The 22,071-nt window shown below is 54.0% G+C and carries 34 protein-coding genes and 2 tRNA genes; all 36 read left to right on the top strand.

Features of this window, described 5'->3' with window-relative positions; all coding sequences use genetic code 11:
• Nucleotides 1-88 precede the first annotated feature (88 nt).
• The 36 genes from QNJ86_RS12670 to QNJ86_RS12505 all read left to right on the top strand — a co-directional run bounded on the left by QNJ86_RS12670 (nt 89) and on the right by QNJ86_RS12505 (nt 22,044).
• Nucleotides 89-901: a prohibitin family protein gene (locus QNJ86_RS12670; protein ID WP_283833006.1), complete on the top strand. Its 813-nt coding sequence runs from the start codon at nt 89-91 to the stop codon at nt 899-901.
• A 158-nt stretch (nt 902-1,059) separates the two neighbouring features.
• Nucleotides 1,060-1,326, top strand: a complete 267-nt coding sequence (locus QNJ86_RS12665) for a MerR family transcriptional regulator (protein WP_283833005.1) — start codon at nt 1,060-1,062, stop codon at nt 1,324-1,326.
• Between the two features lie 216 nt (nt 1,327-1,542).
• Complete coding sequence (locus tag QNJ86_RS12660) at nt 1,543-1,956, top strand: hypothetical protein (protein ID WP_283833004.1); 414 nt, start codon at nt 1,543-1,545, stop codon at nt 1,954-1,956.
• The gene (locus QNJ86_RS12655; protein ID WP_283833003.1) at nt 1,953-2,378 is read left to right on the top strand and encodes a RusA family crossover junction endodeoxyribonuclease; all 426 of its coding nucleotides are present in this window, start codon (nt 1,953-1,955) and stop codon (nt 2,376-2,378) included. Before QNJ86_RS12660 ends, QNJ86_RS12655 begins: the two co-directional genes overlap by 4 nt.
• Nucleotides 2,379-2,392: 14 nt before the next feature.
• Entirely contained in the window at nt 2,393-2,701 is a 309-nt protein-coding gene (locus QNJ86_RS12650) for a hypothetical protein (RefSeq protein ID WP_283833002.1), read from the top strand.
• 2 nt (nt 2,702-2,703) lie between these two features.
• Nucleotides 2,704-3,666, top strand: coding sequence for a YqaJ viral recombinase family nuclease (locus tag QNJ86_RS12645; RefSeq protein WP_283833001.1), 963 nt, complete (start codon nt 2,704-2,706; stop codon nt 3,664-3,666).
• A complete protein-coding gene (locus tag QNJ86_RS12640) occupies nt 3,667-4,596 on the top strand; it encodes a recombinase RecT (protein ID WP_283833000.1) in 930 nt (309 codons plus the stop codon). It abuts the gene before it with no gap.
• The gene (locus tag QNJ86_RS12635; RefSeq protein WP_283832999.1) at nt 4,597-5,001 is read left to right on the top strand and encodes a single-stranded DNA-binding protein; all 405 of its coding nucleotides are present in this window, start codon (nt 4,597-4,599) and stop codon (nt 4,999-5,001) included. It abuts the gene before it with no gap.
• Nucleotides 4,979-5,665: a Lin1244/Lin1753 domain-containing protein gene (locus tag QNJ86_RS12630; protein WP_283832998.1), complete on the top strand. Its 687-nt coding sequence runs from the start codon at nt 4,979-4,981 to the stop codon at nt 5,663-5,665. Before QNJ86_RS12635 ends, QNJ86_RS12630 begins: the two co-directional genes overlap by 23 nt.
• 490 nt (nt 5,666-6,155) lie before the next feature.
• On the top strand, nt 6,156-6,470 hold the full coding sequence (locus QNJ86_RS13955; protein ID WP_365993881.1) for a DUF4406 domain-containing protein: 315 nt from the start codon (nt 6,156-6,158) through the stop codon (nt 6,468-6,470).
• Nucleotides 6,471-6,592: 122 nt separating this feature from the next.
• Nucleotides 6,593-6,940, top strand: coding sequence for a hypothetical protein (locus QNJ86_RS12625; protein WP_283832997.1), 348 nt, complete (start codon nt 6,593-6,595; stop codon nt 6,938-6,940).
• A gap of 35 nt (nt 6,941-6,975) precedes the next feature.
• Nucleotides 6,976-7,233: a hypothetical protein gene (locus QNJ86_RS12620; RefSeq protein WP_283832996.1), complete on the top strand. Its 258-nt coding sequence runs from the start codon at nt 6,976-6,978 to the stop codon at nt 7,231-7,233.
• A 246-nt stretch (nt 7,234-7,479) separates the two neighbouring features.
• Nucleotides 7,480-8,889, top strand: coding sequence for a hypothetical protein (locus QNJ86_RS12615; protein WP_283832995.1), 1,410 nt, complete (start codon nt 7,480-7,482; stop codon nt 8,887-8,889).
• Between the two features lie 160 nt (nt 8,890-9,049).
• Nucleotides 9,050-9,403, top strand: a complete 354-nt coding sequence (locus tag QNJ86_RS12610; protein WP_283832994.1) for a hypothetical protein — start codon at nt 9,050-9,052, stop codon at nt 9,401-9,403.
• Nucleotides 9,400-9,702, top strand: a complete 303-nt coding sequence (locus QNJ86_RS12605; protein ID WP_283832993.1) for a hypothetical protein — start codon at nt 9,400-9,402, stop codon at nt 9,700-9,702. The genes QNJ86_RS12610 and QNJ86_RS12605 overlap by 4 nt, the downstream gene beginning before the upstream one ends.
• Before the next feature lie 68 nt (nt 9,703-9,770).
• Nucleotides 9,771-9,980 (top strand): hypothetical protein, encoded by a 210-nt coding sequence (locus QNJ86_RS12600; protein ID WP_283832992.1) that lies wholly within the window; start codon nt 9,771-9,773, stop codon nt 9,978-9,980.
• Between the two features lie 826 nt (nt 9,981-10,806).
• Nucleotides 10,807-11,109 carry a hypothetical protein gene (locus tag QNJ86_RS12595; RefSeq protein ID WP_283832991.1) on the top strand — a complete coding sequence of 101 codons (303 nt, stop codon included), beginning with the start codon at nt 10,807-10,809 and terminating at the stop codon, nt 11,107-11,109.
• Nucleotides 11,110-12,213: 1,104 nt separating this feature from the next.
• Entirely contained in the window at nt 12,214-12,408 is a 195-nt protein-coding gene (locus QNJ86_RS12590) for a type II toxin-antitoxin system HicA family toxin (protein WP_283832990.1), read from the top strand.
• A 36-nt stretch (nt 12,409-12,444) separates the two neighbouring features.
• Nucleotides 12,445-12,906, top strand: coding sequence for a type II toxin-antitoxin system HicB family antitoxin (locus tag QNJ86_RS12585; protein WP_283832989.1), 462 nt, complete (start codon nt 12,445-12,447; stop codon nt 12,904-12,906).
• 118 nt (nt 12,907-13,024) lie between these two features.
• Nucleotides 13,025-13,315, top strand: a complete 291-nt coding sequence (locus tag QNJ86_RS12580) for a hypothetical protein (protein WP_283832988.1) — start codon at nt 13,025-13,027, stop codon at nt 13,313-13,315.
• Nucleotides 13,305-13,790 carry a hypothetical protein gene (locus QNJ86_RS12575; RefSeq protein WP_283832987.1) on the top strand — a complete coding sequence of 162 codons (486 nt, stop codon included), beginning with the start codon at nt 13,305-13,307 and terminating at the stop codon, nt 13,788-13,790. Before QNJ86_RS12580 ends, QNJ86_RS12575 begins: the two co-directional genes overlap by 11 nt.
• Before the next feature lie 99 nt (nt 13,791-13,889).
• A complete protein-coding gene (locus QNJ86_RS13950; protein WP_420052737.1) occupies nt 13,890-14,192 on the top strand; it encodes an HNH endonuclease in 303 nt (100 codons plus the stop codon).
• A gap of 2 nt (nt 14,193-14,194) precedes the next feature.
• Entirely contained in the window at nt 14,195-14,395 is a 201-nt protein-coding gene (locus QNJ86_RS12570) for a hypothetical protein (protein WP_283832986.1), read from the top strand.
• 101 nt (nt 14,396-14,496) lie between these two features.
• Nucleotides 14,497-14,772, top strand: a complete 276-nt coding sequence (locus tag QNJ86_RS12565) for a hypothetical protein (RefSeq protein ID WP_283832985.1) — start codon at nt 14,497-14,499, stop codon at nt 14,770-14,772.
• The gene (locus QNJ86_RS12560) at nt 14,723-16,177 is read left to right on the top strand and encodes a hypothetical protein (RefSeq protein ID WP_283832984.1); all 1,455 of its coding nucleotides are present in this window, start codon (nt 14,723-14,725) and stop codon (nt 16,175-16,177) included. Before QNJ86_RS12565 ends, QNJ86_RS12560 begins: the two co-directional genes overlap by 50 nt.
• Complete coding sequence (locus QNJ86_RS12555; RefSeq protein ID WP_283832983.1) at nt 16,174-17,595, top strand: phage portal protein; 1,422 nt, start codon at nt 16,174-16,176, stop codon at nt 17,593-17,595. The genes QNJ86_RS12560 and QNJ86_RS12555 overlap by 4 nt, the downstream gene beginning before the upstream one ends.
• Complete coding sequence (locus QNJ86_RS12550) at nt 17,573-18,748, top strand: VG15 protein (protein ID WP_283832982.1); 1,176 nt, start codon at nt 17,573-17,575, stop codon at nt 18,746-18,748. The genes QNJ86_RS12555 and QNJ86_RS12550 overlap by 23 nt, the downstream gene beginning before the upstream one ends.
• Before the next feature lie 66 nt (nt 18,749-18,814).
• Nucleotides 18,815-18,888 (top strand) — tRNA-Trp (locus QNJ86_RS12545).
• Nucleotides 18,889-18,891: 3 nt separating this feature from the next.
• Nucleotides 18,892-18,965, top strand: a tRNA-Gln gene (locus tag QNJ86_RS12540).
• Between the two features lie 115 nt (nt 18,966-19,080).
• Nucleotides 19,081-19,563: a hypothetical protein gene (locus QNJ86_RS12535; RefSeq protein WP_283832981.1), complete on the top strand. Its 483-nt coding sequence runs from the start codon at nt 19,081-19,083 to the stop codon at nt 19,561-19,563.
• A 13-nt stretch (nt 19,564-19,576) separates the two neighbouring features.
• A complete protein-coding gene (locus QNJ86_RS12530; protein WP_283832980.1) occupies nt 19,577-20,476 on the top strand; it encodes a phage major capsid family protein in 900 nt (299 codons plus the stop codon).
• A 59-nt stretch (nt 20,477-20,535) separates the two neighbouring features.
• A complete protein-coding gene (locus tag QNJ86_RS12525; protein ID WP_283832979.1) occupies nt 20,536-20,700 on the top strand; it encodes a hypothetical protein in 165 nt (54 codons plus the stop codon).
• Nucleotides 20,701-20,714: 14 nt separating this feature from the next.
• Nucleotides 20,715-21,107 (top strand): Gp19/Gp15/Gp42 family protein, encoded by a 393-nt coding sequence (locus tag QNJ86_RS12520; protein ID WP_283832978.1) that lies wholly within the window; start codon nt 20,715-20,717, stop codon nt 21,105-21,107.
• Entirely contained in the window at nt 21,104-21,436 is a 333-nt protein-coding gene (locus QNJ86_RS12515; RefSeq protein WP_283832977.1) for a hypothetical protein, read from the top strand. Before QNJ86_RS12520 ends, QNJ86_RS12515 begins: the two co-directional genes overlap by 4 nt.
• Nucleotides 21,429-21,686 carry a hypothetical protein gene (locus tag QNJ86_RS12510; protein WP_283832976.1) on the top strand — a complete coding sequence of 86 codons (258 nt, stop codon included), beginning with the start codon at nt 21,429-21,431 and terminating at the stop codon, nt 21,684-21,686. Before QNJ86_RS12515 ends, QNJ86_RS12510 begins: the two co-directional genes overlap by 8 nt.
• A gap of 13 nt (nt 21,687-21,699) precedes the next feature.
• Nucleotides 21,700-22,044, top strand: coding sequence for a hypothetical protein (locus QNJ86_RS12505; protein WP_283832975.1), 345 nt, complete (start codon nt 21,700-21,702; stop codon nt 22,042-22,044).
• Nucleotides 22,045-22,071 lie beyond the last annotated feature (27 nt).

Below are 22,071 nucleotides of genomic sequence, written 5' to 3'. Positions count from 1 at the left end.
GTCAGCTACCGCCTGTGTGCCTATTTGGAGGGCACATTGAAAACCGAATAGACACGGAAGCGGCAGCATAAACCAGAAAGGAAACCGCATGTCGTTTTTCATTGCAGCTGATGAAGTAGAAGATAGGTGGGGTAATACCCATAAAGAAGAGCGTCTACGTATTGGGCGTATTGTTGCAGTCGTTGTGGCCTTTGTCGTTTTGCTTGCCGCAATTTTCACCTGCTTCAAAGTCGTTGACACCGGCAAGATCGCCGTGGTGACCCGCTTCGGAAACGTCGTGAGCGTTGAGGGACAGGGCTTCCACGTTAAAACACCCATCGACCATTACAACATCATCGACGTAACGCAACAGCAGGTGACGGCCACCTATTCGACAGCAACAAAGGACAACCAGAGCGTGAATCAAGAGGTCACGGCGCAGATTGTGGTTGACCCGGAAAATGCTGATGATCTTTACAAGAAGTTCCTCGGTAATCACATGGATGGCATTGTCGCACCGGTGCTGGCAGACGGCATCAAAGCCGCAACTGCCAACTACAGCTTGGAAGGCCTTATCGAAAAGCGTGGCGAACTTTCCGCTGACATGTTGAAAGCTGTACAAGACCGCCTTGCCGCTTATGGAATAAAAGTCGTAAGCATGGAAGTTAAAAACGTAGAACTTCCCGAGGAATATAAGGCAGCGGTGGAACGAAAGAAAGTTGCTGAACAGGACCAAGAAACTGCGAAGGTAAAGAACGAGACGGCGAAAACAGAAGCCGACACAAACAGAGTCATCGCTGAATCGCTCGATTCGCGCAACTTCCAAAAACTCATGATTGAAAAGTGGAACGGTGTCTTGCCGCTCTACATGGGTGGCGACGGCTCGCTTGACATGTTGTTGCCGGATGCAAGCCAGCAGTAACACCAGTATAGGCAGCAAATTGCGCTGCCGCTTTCGTGCCTATTCGGCTAGTACCTTGAAAACCTAGGGCGCAGCCTAATACCCACTCCCGTAAGGGCTAAGTGGAGAACACCTGCGCTATCAGTCACTGCAAGCATCAGATAGGGAAGGAGGAACCGATGGAAGAAACATGCACAGGCTTTGAGCTCATGGCGCAGAAGGCGCCGATATTCGCAGGCATGGCTCAGATCGCGGGGCTAAAACCCAAGGGGTCATATTCAATTGCCGAGGTTTCACAAGCCTCTGGTGTCGCGCCATCAACGCTGTTTGAGCACGTGAGCCTTGGGTTTCTTGAAGCCAGATTGCCGCCAGGGAGAGAGCGAGGCCGCAGGGTCGAGCCGGAGAGTTTCGATAGGTATTGGACGGTGCATTGGCATGCCGAGTAAACAGAAAGCGCGCCAAGCCCTGGAAAGCAAGCGCGCATCCGTCAAAAAAGACAAGAGGATGATACCACAAACGCGAGCCTTTGACATGGTTAATGACGACCCGGAGGCATGGAACCGTGCATGCTGGGGCTTTGGCGCCATGTTTAGCCTTGTGTGGGCTGTGGGCATAGTCCTCTACATCCTTTGATAGGAGAAGGCTATGGAAGCAGAGCACTCATGAGCAGCATAAGTGGCGCCGATATGGCGCAAGCAGTTTGCTGCTGGATTAAAGATCATCCTGCTGCGTTCAAGTCCCTCATGCATATCGTGCATAGGGAGGTTGATAGCGGGAATCCCTGTGTGCAGCAGGGAGACGTTATGAAACTTGCAAGCTATGCGGGCATCGAAGTGACTATAACGAACCAGTTTAGACGAGACAGGACGCTTTGGCCTGGCATCGCACGATACATGGTGATGTTGAGCCCCCGCCTTGCGCGCTCGCTTGGTTTTAAGGCATCCAAACTTGATCGTGACGATGTTGATCTTATTGCTACTTGGCACGAAATAGTCAACCCAAACACGTTCTTCCTCGCGAAATCGTGGAAAGAAGCGAAGAGGTTAGTTGAAGAGGGAGACGTGAGCGCCCTATGAAGCAAACCTTCACGATTGATGGAACCCTTGCAGGACAAAACGAGATTACCAAAAGCAATCGGACGAACTACCATGCCGGTGCGCAACTCAAGAAGCGCGAGCAGGAGCGCGTCGTGTGGGCTATCAAGCAAGCTCACTTGAAGCCATTTAGCAAGCCAGTTTCTGGCTGTATCTACATCGTTTGCCCGAACATGCGCAAAGATCGGGACAACATTGAAGGTGGAGCAAAGAAAGTCATCCTCGATGCCTTACAGGAAATGGGCATCATCAAACGCGACTCCTTCAAGCTTGCCTACGAATTCCCCACTAAATGCGTCCTTGGAAAAGACCCACGCATCGTCGTGATGATAACTGACGAGGAACGCACCATCGACCACATCCCCTATTGGACTCAGCTAGACAGTGATAACTGGATGGCCTGATGAAAGGAATCACAATGAGCAACACAAAAAACGTTGAGTTAAAGGGTGCCGGAGAGTACGGCTTGGACTCCCATTTGTATGAATCTCTTACAGACGAAGTATTAGAGGAATATCTATACATCGCTGATGAAAACTTTTTGAATGGTTTCATTGCGGGAATGAACTTCTTCTTAGTTCCTAAGGGCGCAGAAACCCACGGTACAAATGTGTGTGATTACTTCTCTAACGCACTTCGTAATGTTAATGAAGCAAAGTCAAAGTCAAAGTCAGGTAGTTCCTTTGAAATTTTAGGTGCTGTCGGTTCAATTCTCGGTTGGAATTAGTCATGAAACCATTCACCGAGGTTAGGTTCAGCGGAACTGATGATGAGGTGCGCCAACAGTGGCTCGCTCGTCGAAAGCATGGAATAGGAGGCTCAGATTCCGCTGCTATCTTAGGCATGTCTCCCTATTCGACACCACTCACTGTGTGGCTTGAGAAAACTGGGCGCATAGAACCCCCTGACCTCTCCGAGAAGGAGAGCGTCCACTGGGGGAACATGCTTGAGGATGTTGTGGCGCGAGAATTCGCTTCGCGCCACACCGACATGAAGGTTCGCCGAAAAAACGCCATCTTGGTGAGCAAAGAGCATCCGTTCATGTTTGCGAGTGTAGACCGTCTCGTAACAGATGCTGATGGGCGCACCGGTGTACTTGAGATTAAGACGGCAGGGGCTATGCGTGAGCACGACTGGGACGACGGTATTCCTGAGTATTACCTTCCTCAGCCGACACACTATCTTGCCGTTACAGGCTATGAGTTTTTCTGCGTGGCTGTACTGATCGGAGGGCAGAAGTACCGCGAGTTTCGAGTTGAGCGCGACGATGAAGATATCTCCGCACTTATCGAAGCCGAGAAACGTTTCTGGCGCATGGTCGAAGATGACGTGATGCCTGCCACAACTTGTAGCGAGGCTGACACCGATGCACTCACTCATATCAATTGCGACCCGTCTGACGAATACCTCGATATGCTCGATGACGATGCCCCGCAGATCAGGCAGATAAGTGAAGTTAGTGAGCAGATTAAGCGCCTTGAAAAAGAAAAACGCCAGCTCGGAAACGAACTTAAGCAGATGATTGGCTCAGCTAAGGGAATCCAGACACCAACCATGAAGATTACTTGGGTGCGGTCGAATAAGACTTCATTCGATACCAAACGGTTCAAGCAAGAAAAACCCGATGAATACACAAAGTATGTTAAATGCAATCCGTCAGACGGCGGATTGCGAATGTCTGAGAGGTCGTAAATGGGAAAGATTGCAGAGCTGGCAAAAAGCCAGCAGAACGATATTGAGAAACCCCGAGTAACCATTGCGGACGTTCTCAAAAAGCAATGGCCCAAGATTGAAGCAGTAATGCCTCATCACATGAATAGTGAGCGCATGTTTCAACTTGCTTTAAGCACCGTGAACCACGAACCGAAGCTTGCCGAGTGCGACATTGCCACGCTTCTCTCATGTGTCATGAAGTGTTCTGCCCTTGGGTTGGAACCGTCGGCTGTTGACGGCCTTGGACGTGCGTACATCCTGCCATTCCGAAATCACGGGCGCATGGAGGCCACGTTTATTCTTGGTTACAAGGGAATGATTGCTCTTGCACGCCGCTCGGGCGAGATAGAGGACATATCAGCGCGCGCTGTTTATGAGGGAGACGAATTCGAATACGAGTTTGGTCTTAACGAGAAGCTGCGCCATGTCCCAGGTAATGGCGAGCACACGCCGGACAAACTCACATACGTCTATATGGTCTGTCACTTCAAGGATGGCGGTCACTACATCGACGTTATGACAAAAGCGGAAGTTGAGGCAGTACGCAAACGCTCGAAAGCAAATGACAAAGGTCCTTGGGCCACAGACTACGAGGCTATGGCTCGCAAGACGGTTGTCCGCCGCGCCTTTCCCTATCTTCCGGTGTCGATTGAAGCTCAATCAGCAGCCGTATCAGACGAGACAACAGGAGGCTTCACGGCTGATCTGAGCCGCGTCATACCACCTTCTCCTAGTGTTCCCGAATACGAGGTGCCAGAGAGTGAAAACGAGGCCCAGGAGCCGTCTCCTGGGCGCAAGGCAGCATGCAAGACATGCGGGAACGTTATAGACAACGTGACAGAGGATGCCGAGCTTTCTGACATCAAGTTTCAGTGTTGCGACAATCCTGACTATGAGTGGGTGGTGTAAATGAGCATCAACCGAGTAATTATCAGCGGAAACCTCACGCGTGACCCAGAGTTGCGCTCAACGGCCAGCGGCCTGCCGGTCCTTGGATTCGGCGTGGCCGTAAATGATCGCCACAAGAACCAGCAGACGGGCGAATGGGAAGACTATCCCAACTTCATCGATTGCACGATGTTTGGCGCGCGCGCCGAGAGCCTTTCACGTTACCTCGCCAAGGGCACCAAGGTATCTATCGAGGGCAAACTGCGTTGGAGCCAGTGGGAGCACGAGGGCCAGAAGCGCAGCAAGATAAACATCATCGTAGACGAACTTGAGTTCATGTCGAGCCGCAGCAGCGAGCCTGAATATGACCCCGCTGAAATCGTTGACGCATCTTCTTCGGTCTATGACGAAGATATCCCGTTCTAAGATCATGAAGTATTTCGATCACGATACCACTGCGGGCAACGACGATAAGGTTGTGGCTTTGCGTCTCTTAAAAGGCGGCGCAGCTGTGGATGCTTACTGGTGCGTGCTTGAAGAAATCTATCGCTGTGAAACCGACTTTGCAACCGACAAAAACCAAGCTGGTTTCGTTGCCCTTGCCCATAGGTTGTGTGTAGACGCTGACACATTGTCTGACTGGATTGACTCGATGGTCGAAGTGGGGCTATTGCAGGCTACAAACGACGGTTATTCGGTAGGAAGCGAGCGCGCCGCCAGGAACATAGCAAGCTACAACGCACGGCGTGAAACCGCACGTGAGAACGGTAAACTTGGCGGACGCAAACCTAAGAGTAACCGAGTAAAAACCAAGCCGGTTACCAAAGGCAAACCAAGTGCTAACCCAAGCCCTGCCCAACCCAAAACTAAGGAAAAGGAAAAGTTATTGGATACCCATAAAGGGTATCCAAATAACACAGCGTCGGACGGCGCGGCTGCGGCTGAGGCCGCACCGCCCGCCGCTCAGTACGGTCCACTGCGCTGCCGGATGCCTGGGTGTGATGGTCACCTGCTCCCAGACCCATCCCTTGGCAAGTTCCGGTGCGGTACGTGCCGAGCAACGTTTGACCGAGGGGAGTTGGGCATATGACCCCGTCCATGAGGCAACTAAGCGGCCTGAGCGTGGAGGTCGCGAGCAAGTTTGGCATGCCGCACATTCACTGCCACTACCGCTTCGATGACACCGACAGCAACCGGCTCGATGATGGCGCACGGTGTGCGATCTGTGGACGCGTGGCAACCAACTCTCACCACGAGCCGCCGAAGGGCCTAGGAGGGGGTAACCGCCAGTTCGCACTCCAAACCCCCATGGGCCTGTTTATCCTCAAACCCGCGCTGATTGCGTTGTGTGGGAGCGGTACCACCGGATGCCACAACGGGTTTCACGGGGGTGCACGGTTTAGTGCGCAGTGGGTATGGGAGCGCCCTGAGTATGGGGAAATGTGGTGGCAAGGATACTGGCTCTCGCACGGTATAGCACCCCACGATAATGCGCTTTACGAAATGGGGCACTGGGAGATTAGCGACGTGAAAAAGAAGACAATCATTACGTATCGCGGTTCTAGGTCGGTGATGTTCAAATGATGCGCCGAACGCTTTACCTATCAGGGCCAGTATCTGGCATACAAGGGGACAACCGCGCTGAGTTCGAAGAAGCGGCAAGGCGCCTTAAGGCTGCTGGGTATGCAGCGCGAATACCGCATGATGACATCAAGCCAGGGACTCCGTGGACACAAGCCATGCGGCTATCCCTCATGGCAATCATGGCACAAGCAGACGGGCTCGCCATGCTGCCTAACTGGCGGTTAAGCCGTGGTGCAATGCTTGAGAAGACGGTTGCTTGTGCGCTTGGTTTGCCAGTGATGACAGTCGATGAGTGGGTACACCTGAACTGAGAGGATGACATGAAGCGCGAAGCTATGATTGCAAGGACCTACCTGCGCCGCTACGGGGCACTTGCATGGCGGTAGAGTCTGCCACACGAGACTACGAGGAGGCCCTAAGCCGAGCAGAATCTATGTCATCTGTTGCTGGTGTGCCTGGTTCGCGCTCATCCTCGCAAGACAAGATGGCTGAGGCGGCAATTGAGATGATGCGACACGCCGAGCACATCAAGGTGGACAGTAGCGTGCTCAATACGGAGCGAGACATGCGGCAAAATGTGGTGTTTGCCGTGTGTGACAAAAACGCGCTGTGGGGTGATGTCTTGCAGCTCGTCTACATCGACGGACTTAGCATCCCTGAGCTTCACAGGGAACTCGATTCGCGCGGTAAGCCCTTTGCTCGCTCATCGGTCTACCGACTGCATGAGCGAGCCTTAGAGAAGGCCTACGAGGCCATGATCGAACTTGGGGTTAAGCCCTAAACAATCACTAAAACTAAAGATGGGAGGTGGGCTGGATGGTCATCTACGGAAGCGTGGCGGGAATCATCCACCGCGAAATGCAACCAGAGCCGGTTGATAAAGAGCCTAAGCCTGAACCCAAGAATAAAAGGTACATCCCCCGACCTGTTGTAGTGGATGGGGAGCATGAGTATCCAAGCGTCAATGCAGCAGCAAAGGCTCTTGGATGTATCCCAGGCGCGCTGAACCGAACGCTCAGCGGGCAAACGGCATCGTACAAGGGTCATACCGTCAAGTATGCGGATGAGGCGTAAGAGGCATGCAGGAAAACTACTTCGACGGTCCTGCTGCGTGGGAGGTCTACTGTGCGCGCATTGATGCCGAACTGGCTGAGCTGAGACGCGCCAACCCAGGGTGTGGCACATGTGAGTACGGCAATCTTTGCCCGTGTTGTGGCAAGGCGTACTGCATGGAGCTTGCATCCTGGTGTGACCAGGATAAACCTGAGTGCGAATACGAGCTGTACGAACAATCGTTAAGTGACATGGTTGGAGATACATATGAGTGAGAACAAACGCGAACTGACCGACGAGGCGCGTGAGGCAGTGGAGCGGCTGCGGGAGGTCCCTCCCTCTTCGATAAATCGACAATTCATTCTCGTTATGATATTGATGAAAGCTCTCGGCATAAAAAGCAGCGGGCTTCCCTCGAATGACCTAGTGGCAATCCGCGACCGCCTGTGCGATCTCATCGAGAACGGCACTGAAAACGTGCATTTATCGCCTGAATTGGTAGGAAATTTACCAAAAACAGGCAAAACCTGTCAGATTCCTGAGGTTGAAAGTGACAGGTACGTTGATGTGGCGGCGCTGCGGGAGCTGGCTAATAGACTTGAGTGCACCGCAAAATTCGTCAAAGAGGACGAAGGTGTTGAAAAGCTCGCTAGCAACCTCAGTGAAGCAGCATGCTCTTTGTGGATGATTGACAAAGAGACGAAGACAGATGACGTGCATGCAATGTTCTTAGAGGCATCCCAGGACATTTTGAAAGCCATAAGCGGCGCGTCGGTAAAAGATAGCGAGCGCGAGGCTGCGGCTGATTTGGCGCATGAGCCAGACCCTGAACGCGAGGCGGCGGCCGACTTCGTTGAATCACGTGGCGGCCTAAAAGCCATCTATACGATGGAAGTAAATTACGAGCGAATGAAACTGTTCGCGGACATGCTGAATCGCGTGGATTCGCTTGTATCAGGAGACGAGCGGCCCGCCTTCGGTGAGACTATAAGCCTAGATGAAGCGCATGAGTTATTCGAATGCATATGCCGCGAACTTGATAAACGCCTCATGCCATGCGATCTGAAATGGCCCAAGTGGGACGATGGGTTTCCTCTAACACGAGATGATGCTCCTGATGGGGTGTTCTCGGTTGTACTTGGGCTAAACGGATTGGGATTTGCACTGCTGGACAACATCCCTGTTACGGGCGACACGAATTGCCTGCTGTTCACCGGTCAGTGCGCGCCCATAGAGCGCCCGAAGCCCGAGGTGCTGGGAGCGGACGGCCTGCCCATACGCGAGGGCGAGACGGTGTGGGATATCACGAGCCCCAACGACGCAACAGCAATCACTGTATGGCAACACGGAGGCCCTTTAGAAGTTGTTGGCTATAACCAAGAGCGTCCGGGTTACGTCATCTGCAAAAACGATCAAATGCTATTAGTCGACTGCCTTGTCGACCAGCTCACCCACACCCCGCCTGATACTCAGGAGCGCATTAACGGGGGCAAGCGCACGGCGATGCTCGATTATTGGGGTTGCCGTGGCCTTAGTTGCGGCGAATGCCCCGCGAAGATTGACGGGCTGATGCCGAAGCAGCGTTACGGCACATACGATTGCATCGTGGCCCAGGGTCTGGACATAGCGCGCCGCGAGCAGGAACTTCGAGCGCGTACGGCGGGTGATACGAAATGAGTACGGAGCTAATTAACGAGGCCATTCTTGAAGCACGTGGCTTGATCAGCGCCCTGGAATCTGTCGTTGCGGTGGGCGGCGATATTGACGATGCGGTTTGGTGGATAGAGGACGCATCGAAATCACTTGCGGGCATAGCAAACGAGATGAGGGTTGAACGATGAACGATAGCTTGAAAGCGGGCTGCGGTTGCCTTTTCGGATTGCTCCTCGCCGCCGCCCTTGTCATTGGCGGGATTGTATACGTAGGAAGTAGGTCATCCGAGACTGTCACCGTCACCGGAAAAGACGTGAAGAATACCTCGGAAAGCTCTACCTACATGGTGTTCGCGGACAAAGGGGTGTACTGCGTTAAGGACACCCTGCTGTTCTGGCGTTGGGATAGCTCAGACATGTACGGCTCCTTACATGAAGGAGAAACCTACAACATCGAGACTGTTGGGTGGCGTGTGCCGCTCCTGAGCATGTACCCAAACATCCTCGAAGCAAAACAAGTTCAAGGTGATGCGCAATGAGCGACATCATTATTTCACGCCTCGAAACAAAAGAGTGCGGACTGTCTGTCTGGAACCAAGACAAAAGTAATTGCAACATGCTTTTTCGCCCGAGGCACACTATGACGCTCACTCTTGCAAATCACCGAGAGGACACGTGGCCGTGGTATTCGGATATTGAATTCACGAACCGGAAAGCTTGGTTTCAGTTTGTCAAGCTCGTAAACGACATGAACAAGATGGTTAAGAAGCTACCGAAAGACCAATGGGGGTTCCCAATTCTCCCTGATGGGGACTTGAAAGAAGGCGATGAGTCGTGAAGTGTGCGTACTCCTTCCCTGCGACCAAGTGGGTCGAAAGCGTAACGATGCACGAACAGTGGCGAAAGATGGCTGAGGAAGTTGTCGAAGTTAACGAGGCCCTATACAGCTATCGCTTTGCCGATGGTGACCTGCTTGCTATTGCCATAGAGACAATCGACGTCATACAAGCGTGTGAAACCATGCTTCGCATGTTAGAGGTAAAGGGCGTGAACGTCGAAGAAGCCATTGGCGCCGTCTATGTGAAGAACTTGGGGAGAGGTTACTACGGTGGGTGATATCAAACTTATTGGGTGCCCATTCTGTGGCGGCAACGACCAAGACATAGGCGTGACGAGGGCGTTTGAGGGTGTGTATGTCGGAGATGTCACCTGCTCATGTGGTTGTCAGATCATTTCTGGCGATTACGCGACAGAAGAAGAGGCGATAGCAGGTGCAGCGAAAGCCTGGAACACCCGCCAGCAAAGGAAGGGTACGTGTCACTGGGAGTGGGACGACACGGAAGGCGCCTGGGATACCGAGTGTGATAACAAGATGTACTGGGATACCGGGCTGCCTCCTTATTGCCCGAACTGTGGCTCAGAGGTCGTGGAGTGCTGGGGGGAAGAAGGAAGGGTGTGTACGGCAAAGACTCATGCCCCCGCTGTGGTGCCCCGAGGTGTCACCAGCGATATAAAGAGCCACGCAAGAAAACATTCACGCTTGGCGAACATGTTTCGAATTTGCACCCCGTTGACGGAGTGCTGTGCCCGAAGTGCGGGTTGCCTTTTTTGGTACGCAAACTCGATTGCGAGGATGGGTGGCTTGAGAGCGATTGCGAGTTCGAATTTGTACCGAATTACTGCCCGAACTGCGGAGAGAAGGTGGTGGAGTCATGAGGGAGAGCATCGAAATCATAACGTGCGACCTGTGCGGCACGCAGTGTGAGGATGTCGAAGTTGTTAATTACCCGGTCGTATTCATAACCGAGCAAACGGAATGCCATTCGTGCGAACCATACATCGACAACACAAACATCGACGTATGCCCTGTGTGCAAGGAGAAGATACTCAGGGTCAGAGCGAGCGGGTGTATGGGACGTAACAATTACGAGGTGGTGGCACGATGAGCGAGAAGAAGTACCTGCTGACACACGACGAGATTTGCCAGCTCCAAGACATTTCACTGTCTACACAAGCATGGGAAGATGATGGTAACGACGAGATGGTGAAACAACGGCAAGAGGAATATCGCGCGATGCTCGAAGCTCACGAGTACAAGGAGCGCACGTGCCTGATGATCAAACGCCGCGAATGCGAGCAGCTGTGGAATGATTCGACCGCCTATGACTGCTCGGTGTGCGGCCACCTGAATCTCGATCCTATCGTTGGAGGCTATTGCCGGTATTGCAGGGCGAAGGTGGTGTAGCTATGAAGATTGCTCATAAGCTATTCCCTGATGAAACCGGCTATCTGGCATCCATAAGTACGAAAGACGTTGAGTGTCCGTACTGTGGCGCTGAACTTGAAGTCGAATACGACGATCACGAAGGGTGGCCGCTTAGCGAAGAATGCTTCGACACGCATGTAATATGCCCTGCATGTGAGCGCGAATTCGAATTGGCTTGCCGACTAGACTTTATTTACGAAGCTAAGTTGTTAACAGAGGGGGCTTGGTATGACTAAACGTAAACGCATTACGTGCTGTCCGCATTGTGGGAGTGACGAAGGCTTCTACATTCTGTCTGATTATATCAACGTGCGGTACGAACACGGCTTTGATGGCAGTGAGCGAGACAACACTGACTTCGCCGGACCCCGAAGAACCGCGTTGAGTTTTACTGCGAGAAGTTGCAGCAGCGGTGTGATGAGTTGAAAGCTGAACTGAGCCTATGCGGCGGTGATGCTGAGTGATCTTATTCGTTATGTACTATCTGGCAATGATTGTTGCAGTTCTGGCCGCAACCATTCCGGCGTCATTTTTGTTCTATTGCGGCCAGGTTTGGCAACCATTAGTCCTATTGCTTGTTGGAGCGTGCATATTCCACGAGACATCTAAGCGAATGTACGTAATAAAGCGCGGTGAAAAGAAGGTGAGCGATGACTAAGACATGCAACACCTGTGGTAACTGCGTGATATGTGGATGGCGACCGAACCGCGAAGTCATGACGATCAGTTATAAGTGCGACGTGAAACCCGGCCATGTATACCCAAGCGACGATGATTGCGACGCCTGGGTGCATGGTGAACCGCGGGAGCGGGCTGAACGAGAATGGGAGCAGGCAGAGCGAGTGTGGGAGGAACACCATGGGCGATAAGACATGCGGGACGTGCGGGCATAGCCCATGGCATAACGACACAATGGCCGTCTGCATTCTCGACAAGTTCTGCTATTACTGGGTGGATGCCGATGCAGAGCGCCCTTCGGGGCGCTTTTTTGTTGCCGAAAATATTATAAATAGTTGCCAAATAGCATTGCATAATAATTAGCAATAGTTTATAATATAGTCATCGGGTAAGGGAAGGACGAAGATGCCAAGCGAAACAGAGAGAAAAGTCAGGAACGTGCTCAAGCGGTTCAGGAAGGAGGGATGGACGGAGCGGCCAGGAAAGGGAAGCCATGTGATCTTTGAGAAAGACGGGAAGACGGTAAGCGTTCCAACCTCGAAAGACCCGATCAAGTTGGGAACCTACCTGGAAATAGCGAAGCAGGCGGGGTGGCGTTAAAGCCCCGCCGGGCTTCCGGCTTTGAAAGGATAAGCAATGGGAAAGTACATCTATGAAGCGGTTCTGCATCCCGACGAGGAAGGCGGGTACTGGGTGACGGTTCCCGATCTTCCGGGATGCGTGACCGAGGGAGAAACTGTGGAAGAGGCGGCCTTCATGGCGGCTGACGCGATGAAAACCTACGTCGCGTCCCTTTTGATGGATGGTCGCCGCCTTCCAAAGGCGACGTTCGGTGCTGATGTTGAGGACGGCGGATTGGCTATAGCCGTGTTCTTCGAGACGGACGAGAACTACATCGTCTCCGGCGAGGTCATGTCGGCGGCCCAGGCATCGCGCGAGCTCGGCGTGTCTCCCGGGCGCGTTACTCACATGATCGACGCGGGCATACTCGAAGGTTACCGTGAGGGCAGGCGTACGTACGTCACGGTCGAATCGGTGGAGCGGCGCAAGGCCGACGATCCCAAGGCCGGAAGGCCGAAGAAGGCGGCGATGGCGTAGGAGAAAGAGCACCGCTTCGGCGGTGCCTTTTTCATATCGGCTGCTGAACAGCTGATAATAAAAGCGATAAAACGGGTATAATCGCAGTCTGGCTTGGTGTTCGACGGATGGGAGGATCATGGCGGTTTCCATTGGCAAGGGCGAGTTCAAGGCGTACATGTGCAGCGTCATCGACGGCATGGAGGAGGGCAGCGAGCAGTACCGGCGATTCAGTGAACTTTTCCTCACGGCGTGCGGTGTGATCGATACTGACGGCAACCTGACCGATGAATACAAGTGCTCGCCCTATTGGGCGGGCGGAGACGACGGTACGCCTCTTCGCCCGAGCGTGCAATCCGAGCTGCTCTCGAAGCTCTCTCCGCGCGTGCGCGAGGCAGTCGTTTCGATGGAGACCGAGCATGGCCGATAGGCTCCCGCGCTCTCCGAAATACAAGCAGGCCCAGGCGTACTTTCGCGGCATCCTCGCCAACGAGCGGCGAATCAGATGTTTGGAGGCCGAGATACAGCGCCAGCAGTCGCGCCTCACGCTCAACGGTGTCGAGGGCGGTGAGACGGTGAGCCGCACCATGGAGGGCGACGCGCTGGAACGTGGGTTTGTGAGGCTCTATGACTACTGCGACGCGCTTGACACCGAGCTGGTGGGCTACGTTGAGGAGCGCGAGGCGGCCATGCGCGCTCTCGCCGAGCTGCCAGACGGCGACATGGTGGAGATCGTCTACCTGCGCTACTTCGAGGGTCTGCGCTTCCCGGCCATACACAAGCTGCTCGCCACTAGCGACCACCCGATGAGTGAGCGCAAAATGTACTCGCTGCACGAGCAGGCAATGTGCAGGTTGTGGCGTTTCATTCCGCGTGAATATCGTCAGCGGAAAAGTGTGCAGTAAATTGCAGTAAAATGTGCGCTATAGTGTATTTCAGCAGAGCCGTCCCGATGGGGGCGGCTTTTTTATTGTCTGCAACTTATCAGTATTGGAGGTGCAGCAGTGCCGTCGTCCAACCCTCGCTACAGCAACCCAGCTAAGCGCCGCGAGATTCGCCGCTGGCTACTCGCAACACAGCACAACTGCGCGCTGTGCGGTCAACCGATCGGCAAGACGCTTAAAACACCTCATCCGATGAGTGCAGAGGTAGACGAAATAGTGCCAATAAGCCGAGGGGGGTCACCAATTGCGCGCGACAACGTGCAGCTAGTGCACCGTATCTGCAACCAGCGTAAGGGCAACCGAATGGCACACGAGCCACGCAAGACAATTTCCGAACCGTTACCAACGTCAAGAGAATGGTGAACATGAACGCATACGAATTCATTGATGCCTACGTGGGGCACTGGGTAGACGCTGGCGGAACGATCTACGGCAACAGCCTAGACGACGTGTATCGCAGCGCCGTTGCACTGCATAACGAATTGTTCCCGCCTGTCGCCGAGCATGTGGAATTTGGCTTTGTTGAGCAAGTGCCGAATGAGGTAGAGGAACGAGCCTGGGGGTGATGCCCCCCCATGGGGTCATGATGACCCCGGAGGCATAGCGCCAATCCCCCCGTTTTTTGAAAACCACATTTGAACACAGAGACGCCGAAGGAGGTGCCGTGATGGCCGCGCGCAAAAAAGAACCAAAAACCCTGCTCGAAGCAGCAAAAAGCGGGAACACGCTCGAAACGCTAGAGCGCCTGCGCGACAAGCTGGCCGATTCGATTGAAACATGTGAATCGGGTCGCGACATTGCGGCGCTGTCCCGGCAGCTTTCGCAAGTGCTTGAACAGATTGAAGAAGTAAAACGCAACGAAGCTGGGGCGAGCGATAAGGAGGTGCCGCTTAATGCCATCCTTATCAGCGTCAAAAATCGGAAACCAAGAGCCAAGGATTAGGCTCGAACCTGATTTTGATCTTGATTATGGCGAAGACGCTATAGCCTTGGCGGCGGCATACGGGCTTGTTTGTGACCCTTGGCAAGAAATCATTATTCATGCCTGGTTGGCACAGACGCGCGGAGGGTTGTGGGCGAGCACCACGTGCGGCGTCCTCGTTCCTCGCCAGAATGGCAAAAACTCATGCGTGGAAGTCCGTGAGTTATTCGGCTCGGTTGTTCTTGGCGAAAAAATACTTCACTCGGCTCACAACGTCAGTACGTCGATGAAGGCGTTTGAGCGCCTGAAAGTATTTTTTGGCGAGAAAAAGAACGACCCAAGAGCCAAGTACCCTGAACTCAACGCGTTGGTGAAGCGCATTAACAATACCAACGGCAAAGAGGGCATTTGGCTTAAAAACGGCGGGTCGGTTGAGTTTATTTCCCGCTCCCGTGGCAATGCTCGCGGTTTTACCGTTGACCTAACGGTATACGACGAGGCGCAAGAACTCACCGATGAACAAATGGAGGCTTCGCTTTATGCGAAGGCCGCAGCCCCGCTGGGCAATCCTCAAACGATCTACTTAGGCACACCGCCGAACCACAACATCACCGCCGAGGTGTTCGGGCGCGTGAGAAAAAACGCGCTCAATAAAGAGCCGGGTATGTGCTGGCATGAGTGGAGTGTAGAGGAAGTCGGCGACGTTACCGACCGTGGCCGTTGGTATGCCTGCAACCCGGCGCTTGGAATCCGCATTAGCGAAACCACGGTGGAAGACGAACAGAAAAGCGCCAGTCCCGATGGCTTCGCCCGTGAGCGCCTTTGTTGGTGGTGCGGCACCGTGCAAAACCCAGTGTTTGCCGCTGCCCAGTGGGCTAAACTCGCCACAAAAACGCCGCCCGAGGGCGGGAAGCTTGCCTATGGCGTCAAGTTTTCCGCAGATGGCGCGTACGTCTCGCTGGCTGTGGCAATTAAGCCAAAAACCGGCAAGCCTCATGTTGAGGTAATTGAGCACCGCTCCATGGTTAATGGCTCGGCGTGGCTTGTGGACTGGCTCGCCAGCCGGTGGAAGCGTGCGGCCATTATCGTTGTTGACGGGAAATCAGGCGCGCAAGCCCTTGTCGATAATCTCCGCGAACGCAAGGTGGGCAAGCCTGCATTGTGCATGCCAATGGCTAAAGACGTTATCGCCGCCGCCTCAATGTTTTTAGACGGCGTGCGAGAAGAAGCAATTACCCACTACAACCAACCGGCGCTCAATCTTGCGGTTGAAAGCGCCCAGAAAAGACCAATCGGCCAGGATGGCGGGTTTGGTTTTCGCGGCTATGACGACGTGGACGTGTCGCCGCTTGAAGCCGCCTCGCTCGCGCTGTGGGGAGCGAAAACGACCAAACGAAACCCCAGTAGAAAGCAGGTGATTCTATGATTGATTTTATCCCCACAGCCATTCGAGGCATGACGCAAGAGGAAACGGCCACGCTAAAGCGGCTGCTCAAAATTTTAGATACAAAGAGCCATCGCAACAAAATCCGCACTACTTACTACAGCATGCACAACCGGTTAAACGATATGGGCATCGCGGTACCTCCGCAGCTGACCAATACGCTCACCGTGGTGGGATGGCCCGCGAAAGCGGTTGACCAGTTGGCCGCTCGCTCGATCTTTGATGGCTTTGTTTCGCCGTCTGATGCATCATTGAATGGCCTCGAAAGAATCTTGCTCGAAAATAATTTCGAAAACATGTACAACCAAGCCACCACGAGCGAACTAATCCACTCGTGTTCGTTCTTTACCGTTTCGGCGGGCGCGGATGGCGAGCCGCAGGTAATCATTTCTGCATATTCAGCCGAGAATGCAGCAGCTGAATATGACTACCGGCGAAAGCGCATCAAAAACGGCCTTACCGTCATCGAACGCGACGACGATGCCAACAAAGAGCCATGCCGGATGAACCTATACACCGACAAGGCAGTGATTGAGATTGCGCGCAGTGGTGGAAGGTGGGCGGCGACACGTAAGCGACACCCACACGGTCGCCCTCTTATGGAGCCGTTAATCTACAGCCCTTCGCTTGACCGACCATTTGGTAAGTCGCGCATTTCGCGTGCGGTTATGAGCATCACCGATTCGGCGGTGCGAACGGCCTTGCGCACTGAGGTAAGCGCGGAGTTTTTTACCTCCCCGCAAAAGTACCTCATGGGTGCCGATAGCACGATCTTTGAGGACAAATCAAAATGGGATGCGTACCTGGGCGCAATCTTCGCCGTGTCAAAAGACGAAGATGGGGACATTCCTCAATTTGGCCAGCTTTCGCAAATGAGTATGCAACCGCATACGGAATATATGCGGAGCCTAGCGGCGCGATTCAGCGGTGAAACGAACATCCCGGTGAGTTCGCTCGGCGTCATCCATGACAACCCGTCAAGCGCAGAAGCGATTTACGTGGCCAAGGAAGACCTCATTATAGAGGCGATGAACCTCAACAAGACCAACGGCATTGCGCTGCGCAACGTTGCGCTACTTGTTATCGCCATGTTGCAGAACAAGCCACTGCCGAAGTTGAAGGACGACGAACGGGCTATTAAGGCTCATTTTCGCAACCCCGCTATGCCGTCCGTGGTCAGCCAAGCAGATGCCATGTGCAAGATCGCGTCCGCTGCGCCGTGGATTGCTGAAACTGAGGTGTTTTTGGAGGAAATTGGGTTTGACGAAGCGCAGCGAGACCGCTTGCTGTCCGACAAGCGCAAGGCAAGTGCCGTGGGTGGCTATTTGTCCCAGCTTGCAAAGCCGGTAGAAGCTGCACCGCAAGAGGCTGATGTAAATGATAAGCAACAGCCAAATTGATGAATATTCGAGGGCCATTGACAAGGTTTGCGAACTGGCAAAGATGGGGTTTAACGAAAAGGTTCTGGCGTTGGTTGACGCTTTCGTTCTTGCGGTAGACGAGCCAGAGCGAGCGTTATTCCGAGATGCAATTATTGACGAAGTATATGCGCGCTGTAGTGTTAACGCTTCCATTGCGGCCGAACTTGCCGACGAGTTCTTTTCACAGGTAGCGGCGGCCGAAGCCTTTCCGGTGGCCCTTGCGCCGCACCAAGACACAAGTCTAGAGGCCGTGGATGCTCGCGTGAGGTCGGCCGCAAAAGTGCTGTTTGCTGCAAAGCCGAACAAGGCCGCATTCGTTAACCGTATGGAATCATTCATTGAGCGCCAAGTAAGCATGGCAGCCAATGATGCCATGGCCGACAACGTAGAAGCTGCTCGAAATCGTAAGGTAGATCTTCGCTATGCTCGCATGACCGCTTCGCCTGAGCCGTGTGGGTTCTGCTTCATGCTGTCATCGCGCGGGTTTGTTTATCGGACGCGCTTTGATGCAGGAGACGGCCATCGGTTCCACTCGAACTGTAAATGCCGAGTTGTCCCTGGCATTGATGGGAAGACGAGGGTAGAAGGATACGACCCGGAAGGCATGCAGCAGCGCTGGGCGATGTGTCGAAAAACGTGCGGTTCAGATGACGCAAAAAGCATCATCAAAGAGTGCGAAACGCGCGATGCGGAGTGGCTGTGGACGGGCAAAGAACCGAAGCCAATCTACCTAAAGCCGAAGGAAGCCTTTATTGGAGCGCCAGACGAAAAAGACCTACTAGCGCATGCGGCGCTTTCTCGAAACGGCTTCGCGATTACGGTGCGAGAAGAAAACGCACCAGAAGGCTATTCGAACATCGATCTAGAAATAAATCAGCAATTGTGGGAGATAAAAAGCCCCAAAAGTGGCAATGAACGGGCTGTGGAATCGAATTTAAGAAAGGCGAAAAAGCAGTTTGGAAAGCAATACAAGCCGAAAAGCACAACGGCGCGCGTTGTTTTTAACGGTCAAAAAATGGAACTTTCGGATGAGAAGGTAGCGGAAGAACTCGTAAAGAGGATGAAACAACATGGAATTGAAGAAGTCCTTCAAATACGGAAGAACGGGACGGTAAAGCGATTAAGGGCATAAGAAAAGCCCAATGTCCCTATTAGCAGAGCCACCAGGCTTTTCATTGCTTACATTTTACCATCACACACGCCGTTAGTCTAGCGGAAGGGCGGCAGTCTCCAAAACTGCAAGCGGGGGTTCGATTCCCTCACGGCGTGCCATATTTCCGGGTAGTTCAACGCCAGAACAACGGGCTTTGACCCCGTAAATGCGCGTTCGAGCCGCGCCCCGGAAGCCATTTTAGAAACAAGCGCCTACGGGCGCTTTTTTCATGCCCATTTTCGGGCACCACCCACGTCACTGCGGGCGGAAACCGCAGAAACACGCAACCAAGCGGAAAGGAGCACCCAAGCATGGGCGACGAAATTACTGCCGTGGAGCAGGACGAAAAAACCGACGAGGCAACCGAGGTGGATACGGCTGAGGCCAAACCCAAGGAGGCCGCGACGGACGAATTTACGCCGATCACGACGCAAGAAGAACTCAACAAGATCATCAGCGCTCGCGTCAAGCGCGAAAAGGCCAAAACGGCCGCAGCAATTAAGCGCGCGGAGACGGCGGAGGGGCTAGTGGCTGAGAAGGACGCACTGCTAGCCGAAAAGGACGCAGAAAAAGACCTCGCAACGTGGAAGGCCGAAGCCGCCAAGAAAAACGGCGTGCCCGCAGAACTGCTGCGAGGTGAGACGAAAGAGGAACTCGAAGCCCACGCCGAGGAACTGGCGAAGTTCGTAGCCCCAGCTACCCCCGTGGTGACCGGCGACGGCGAACAGCCATCAACGGGTGGCAAACCAGACCCGTGGGCTGATTTGGCAGCAAGTGTATTTGGACGAGATTAAGGAGTAAGAAAACATGCCCAACATTTTACAAACTGGCGATATTACGATGCCGCGCGAACTTGCCGGTGGCATCTGGCAAAAGGCGCAGAAGGGTTCCGTCATTGCAGCCCTTTCTGGTGCTGAGCCGCAGAAGTTCGGCGAGAAAGATATCATGACCTTTGAAGAGCGCCCGCGCGCAGAACTTGTGGCTGAGGGCGGCAAAAAGTCTTCTTCCGCCGCAAAGTTTGGCCTGCGAACGGTGAAGCCGCACAAGGTGCAGGTTACCGTACGCTTTTCTGAGGAAGTCAAGTGGGCCGACGAGGATTATCAGCTTGACGTGCTGAGCACCCTTGGCGGTTCGCTGTCTGGCGCGCTCGCTCGCGCCCTTGACCTCACGGCCATCCACGCAATCAACCCGCTTACTGGCGATAAGGCCGATAGCATTACGGAGCACATCGGTAAGGCTACCAACATTGTTGAGGCGGGTAACGACCCCGACCTTGACATTGAGGCCGCTGCTGGGCTGATTATTGCCGATGGTTTTAAGCCGACAGGCGTTGCGCTCGATCTTGCCTATGCATGGCAGCTTGCGACGCTCCGCTACCCGGATGGTCGCAAGAAATTCCCCGAAATCGGTCTCACTACCGACGTGACCAATTTCGAAGGTCTCAAAGCTGCGACGAGTGACACCGTGTCTGGCAACCCCGAGGTTGCAGCCCCGACGAATCTTCTTGGCATTGTTGGCGATTGGGGCACGATGAACTGGGGTGTGCAGCGCAAGATCGGCGTAAAGATGATCGAATTCGGCGACCCTGATGGCCAAGGTGATTTGCAGCGAATGAACCAGATTGCACTGCGCGCGGAGGCCGTATACGGCTGGGCGTTTATGGATATGAATGCGTTCGCCCTGATCAAAAAGCCGGTGGCCCAATGAGGTGGCGAAACGTTACCACGGGGTGCGTCGTTGACGTCCGCGATGATAAAGAAATGCCTATGGGTTGGGTTGATGCAGATACACCCGACGACGGCCGACCGGATATGACGTGGAAAGTCGGCGAGATTGACGCGTACGCCTCCGCAATGGGAGTTGACACGACGAAGCTTGCCAAAAAGGACAAGCTGGCCGCCATTGAGGCTGTCGTGGAGGGTAAAAACTAGGGAGGTGGTGCCACATGGAGGCTTTTGCAACCATTGAGGACTTGCAAGCCAGGTGGCGCACGCTGACTGCAGACGAACAGGCACGAGCCACAGCCAAGCTAGCGGATGCTTCCGTTATCATCGCTACCGAGTGCCAGCGCGCAGGAGTGGACGTGGCCGACCCCGACGAATTGACCGCCGCGAATCTGTGCTTGACGACCTGCGAAATGGTCAAGCGCGCCATGCTTGCGGGCACTGACCAGGTGCCCATGTCGTCGTACAACATCACCGCAGGGCCGTTTTCGGAGCAGCAAACCTTCGTCAACCCATCGGGCGACCTTTACTTGACGAGCAAAGAGCGCGCACGCCTTGGGATTAACCGGCAGCGCGCTGGCTCCATCATGCCCAACATCGGGGGTGTTCCATGATTGGCGAGGTGGTAACCGCACTAGTGCCGGAGCAGGTCGGTGAAGACCCGTACCACCAGCCAATCGTTGAGTTGTGCCCCGAACAGGTGGATAATGTGCTGGTGGCCCCAGGGGTGACGGATGATTTTAGCGAATCGAACCGCCCCGATGGGGTCACCGTTGCTTATACCCTGTATTTTCCCAAGGCTTTTACTGGGTGTCTTGATGGGGCGCAAGTGGTGGTGCGCGGTGAGACGTTTTCCGTGATTGGCGCGCCACGGAGATACCCCGAGGTCATCACCCCGACGCAGTGGAATCTGAAAGCCGAGGTGGAACGAACCGATGGCTAAAGCACAGGTAAAAATGAATAGCGCTGGGGCGCGCGAAATTATGAACTCGCGGGCAATCCAAGACGAACTACTGCGCCGCGCGAGGGCAATTAAGGCGCACGCCGACAGCATGGGAAGTGGATGCTATGAAGCTGACGTACAGCCAGGTAAAAACCGTGCTCACGCGATGGTAAAAACCACAGATGTGGTGTCGATGGCCTCTAATGCTAAGCACAACACGCTGCTTAAATCGCTTGACGCTGGGAGGTGAGGGAAGGAGCCGAATGGACATTGAAAAAAGGCTAGCCGACTACCTCACTACCAGCGTCGGCGTATTGGCACAGCCTGATGTGCCGCGAAAGAGGCCGGATAGATTTATCACTGTGGAGCGCACCGGCGGGCCGCTTGAAAACGTCGTTATAGATCGCGCAACCGTTGCGGTGCAATGCTGGGCAGCTTCGCGCTATGAGGCATCCGCCCTTGCTGCGCGAGCCGATGCAGCCCTTGCCAGCTTTTCTCAAGAGCCAGGAGTTACAGCAGTCAAGCGCCAGTCGCTCTACAACTTCCCCGACCCAACAAGTGGGCTGGCGAGATACCAACTCGTCGTCGAGATAACAACGATCAGATAGCCGCGAACAGCGGCTTTTTTATTTTAG

The organism is Gordonibacter faecis, assembly GCF_030077735.1.
In the GTDB taxonomy this organism is placed as follows: domain Bacteria; phylum Actinomycetota; class Coriobacteriia; order Coriobacteriales; family Eggerthellaceae; genus Gordonibacter; species Gordonibacter faecis.
The sequence above is the reverse complement of the archived record's forward strand: the minus strand, read 5'-3'. Positions and strand labels throughout refer to the sequence as shown.

Bases quoted from the DNA above. Each gene is read 5' to 3' on its own strand.
- QNJ86_RS13955 (WP_365993881.1), top strand. From the start codon at position 6,156: ATGATGCGCCGAACGCTTTACCTATCAGGGCCAGTATCTGGCATACAA.
- QNJ86_RS12665 (WP_283833005.1), top strand. From the start codon at position 1,060: ATGGAAGAAACATGCACAGGCTTTGAGCTCATGGCGCAGAAGGCGCCG.
- QNJ86_RS12660 (WP_283833004.1), top strand. From the start codon at position 1,543: ATGAGCAGCATAAGTGGCGCCGATATGGCGCAAGCAGTTTGCTGCTGG.
- QNJ86_RS12525 (WP_283832979.1), top strand. From the start codon at position 20,536: ATGGGTTGGGTTGATGCAGATACACCCGACGACGGCCGACCGGATATG.
- QNJ86_RS12610 (WP_283832994.1), top strand. From the start codon at position 9,050: ATGAACGATAGCTTGAAAGCGGGCTGCGGTTGCCTTTTCGGATTGCTC.
- QNJ86_RS12585 (WP_283832989.1), top strand. From the start codon at position 12,445: ATGGGAAAGTACATCTATGAAGCGGTTCTGCATCCCGACGAGGAAGGC.
- QNJ86_RS12580 (WP_283832988.1), top strand. From the start codon at position 13,025: ATGGCGGTTTCCATTGGCAAGGGCGAGTTCAAGGCGTACATGTGCAGC.
- QNJ86_RS12560 (WP_283832984.1), top strand. From the start codon at position 14,723: ATGCCATCCTTATCAGCGTCAAAAATCGGAAACCAAGAGCCAAGGATT.
- QNJ86_RS12635 (WP_283832999.1), top strand. From the start codon at position 4,597: ATGAGCATCAACCGAGTAATTATCAGCGGAAACCTCACGCGTGACCCA.
- QNJ86_RS12565 (WP_283832985.1), top strand. From the start codon at position 14,497: ATGGCCGCGCGCAAAAAAGAACCAAAAACCCTGCTCGAAGCAGCAAAA.
- QNJ86_RS12630 (WP_283832998.1), top strand. From the start codon at position 4,979: ATGACGAAGATATCCCGTTCTAAGATCATGAAGTATTTCGATCACGAT.
- QNJ86_RS12555 (WP_283832983.1), top strand. From the start codon at position 16,174: ATGATTGATTTTATCCCCACAGCCATTCGAGGCATGACGCAAGAGGAA.
- QNJ86_RS12650 (WP_283833002.1), top strand. From the start codon at position 2,393: ATGAGCAACACAAAAAACGTTGAGTTAAAGGGTGCCGGAGAGTACGGC.
- QNJ86_RS12625 (WP_283832997.1), top strand. From the start codon at position 6,593: ATGTCATCTGTTGCTGGTGTGCCTGGTTCGCGCTCATCCTCGCAAGAC.
- QNJ86_RS12570 (WP_283832986.1), top strand. From the start codon at position 14,195: ATGAACGCATACGAATTCATTGATGCCTACGTGGGGCACTGGGTAGAC.
- QNJ86_RS12670 (WP_283833006.1), top strand. From the start codon at position 89: ATGTCGTTTTTCATTGCAGCTGATGAAGTAGAAGATAGGTGGGGTAAT.
- QNJ86_RS12515 (WP_283832977.1), top strand. From the start codon at position 21,104: ATGATTGGCGAGGTGGTAACCGCACTAGTGCCGGAGCAGGTCGGTGAA.
- QNJ86_RS12645 (WP_283833001.1), top strand. From the start codon at position 2,704: ATGAAACCATTCACCGAGGTTAGGTTCAGCGGAACTGATGATGAGGTG.
- QNJ86_RS12640 (WP_283833000.1), top strand. From the start codon at position 3,667: ATGGGAAAGATTGCAGAGCTGGCAAAAAGCCAGCAGAACGATATTGAG.
- QNJ86_RS12510 (WP_283832976.1), top strand. From the start codon at position 21,429: ATGGCTAAAGCACAGGTAAAAATGAATAGCGCTGGGGCGCGCGAAATT.
- QNJ86_RS12575 (WP_283832987.1), top strand. From the start codon at position 13,305: ATGGCCGATAGGCTCCCGCGCTCTCCGAAATACAAGCAGGCCCAGGCG.
- QNJ86_RS12605 (WP_283832993.1), top strand. From the start codon at position 9,400: ATGAGCGACATCATTATTTCACGCCTCGAAACAAAAGAGTGCGGACTG.
- QNJ86_RS12505 (WP_283832975.1), top strand. From the start codon at position 21,700: ATGGACATTGAAAAAAGGCTAGCCGACTACCTCACTACCAGCGTCGGC.
- QNJ86_RS12595 (WP_283832991.1), top strand. From the start codon at position 10,807: ATGAGCGAGAAGAAGTACCTGCTGACACACGACGAGATTTGCCAGCTC.
- QNJ86_RS12590 (WP_283832990.1), top strand. From the start codon at position 12,214: ATGCCAAGCGAAACAGAGAGAAAAGTCAGGAACGTGCTCAAGCGGTTC.
- QNJ86_RS12520 (WP_283832978.1), top strand. From the start codon at position 20,715: ATGGAGGCTTTTGCAACCATTGAGGACTTGCAAGCCAGGTGGCGCACG.
- QNJ86_RS12550 (WP_283832982.1), top strand. From the start codon at position 17,573: ATGATAAGCAACAGCCAAATTGATGAATATTCGAGGGCCATTGACAAG.
- QNJ86_RS12615 (WP_283832995.1), top strand. From the start codon at position 7,480: ATGAGTGAGAACAAACGCGAACTGACCGACGAGGCGCGTGAGGCAGTG.
- QNJ86_RS12600 (WP_283832992.1), top strand. From the start codon at position 9,771: ATGGCTGAGGAAGTTGTCGAAGTTAACGAGGCCCTATACAGCTATCGC.
- QNJ86_RS12655 (WP_283833003.1), top strand. From the start codon at position 1,953: ATGAAGCAAACCTTCACGATTGATGGAACCCTTGCAGGACAAAACGAG.
- QNJ86_RS12530 (WP_283832980.1), top strand. From the start codon at position 19,577: ATGCCCAACATTTTACAAACTGGCGATATTACGATGCCGCGCGAACTT.
- QNJ86_RS12620 (WP_283832996.1), top strand. From the start codon at position 6,976: ATGGTCATCTACGGAAGCGTGGCGGGAATCATCCACCGCGAAATGCAA.
- QNJ86_RS12535 (WP_283832981.1), top strand. From the start codon at position 19,081: ATGGGCGACGAAATTACTGCCGTGGAGCAGGACGAAAAAACCGACGAG.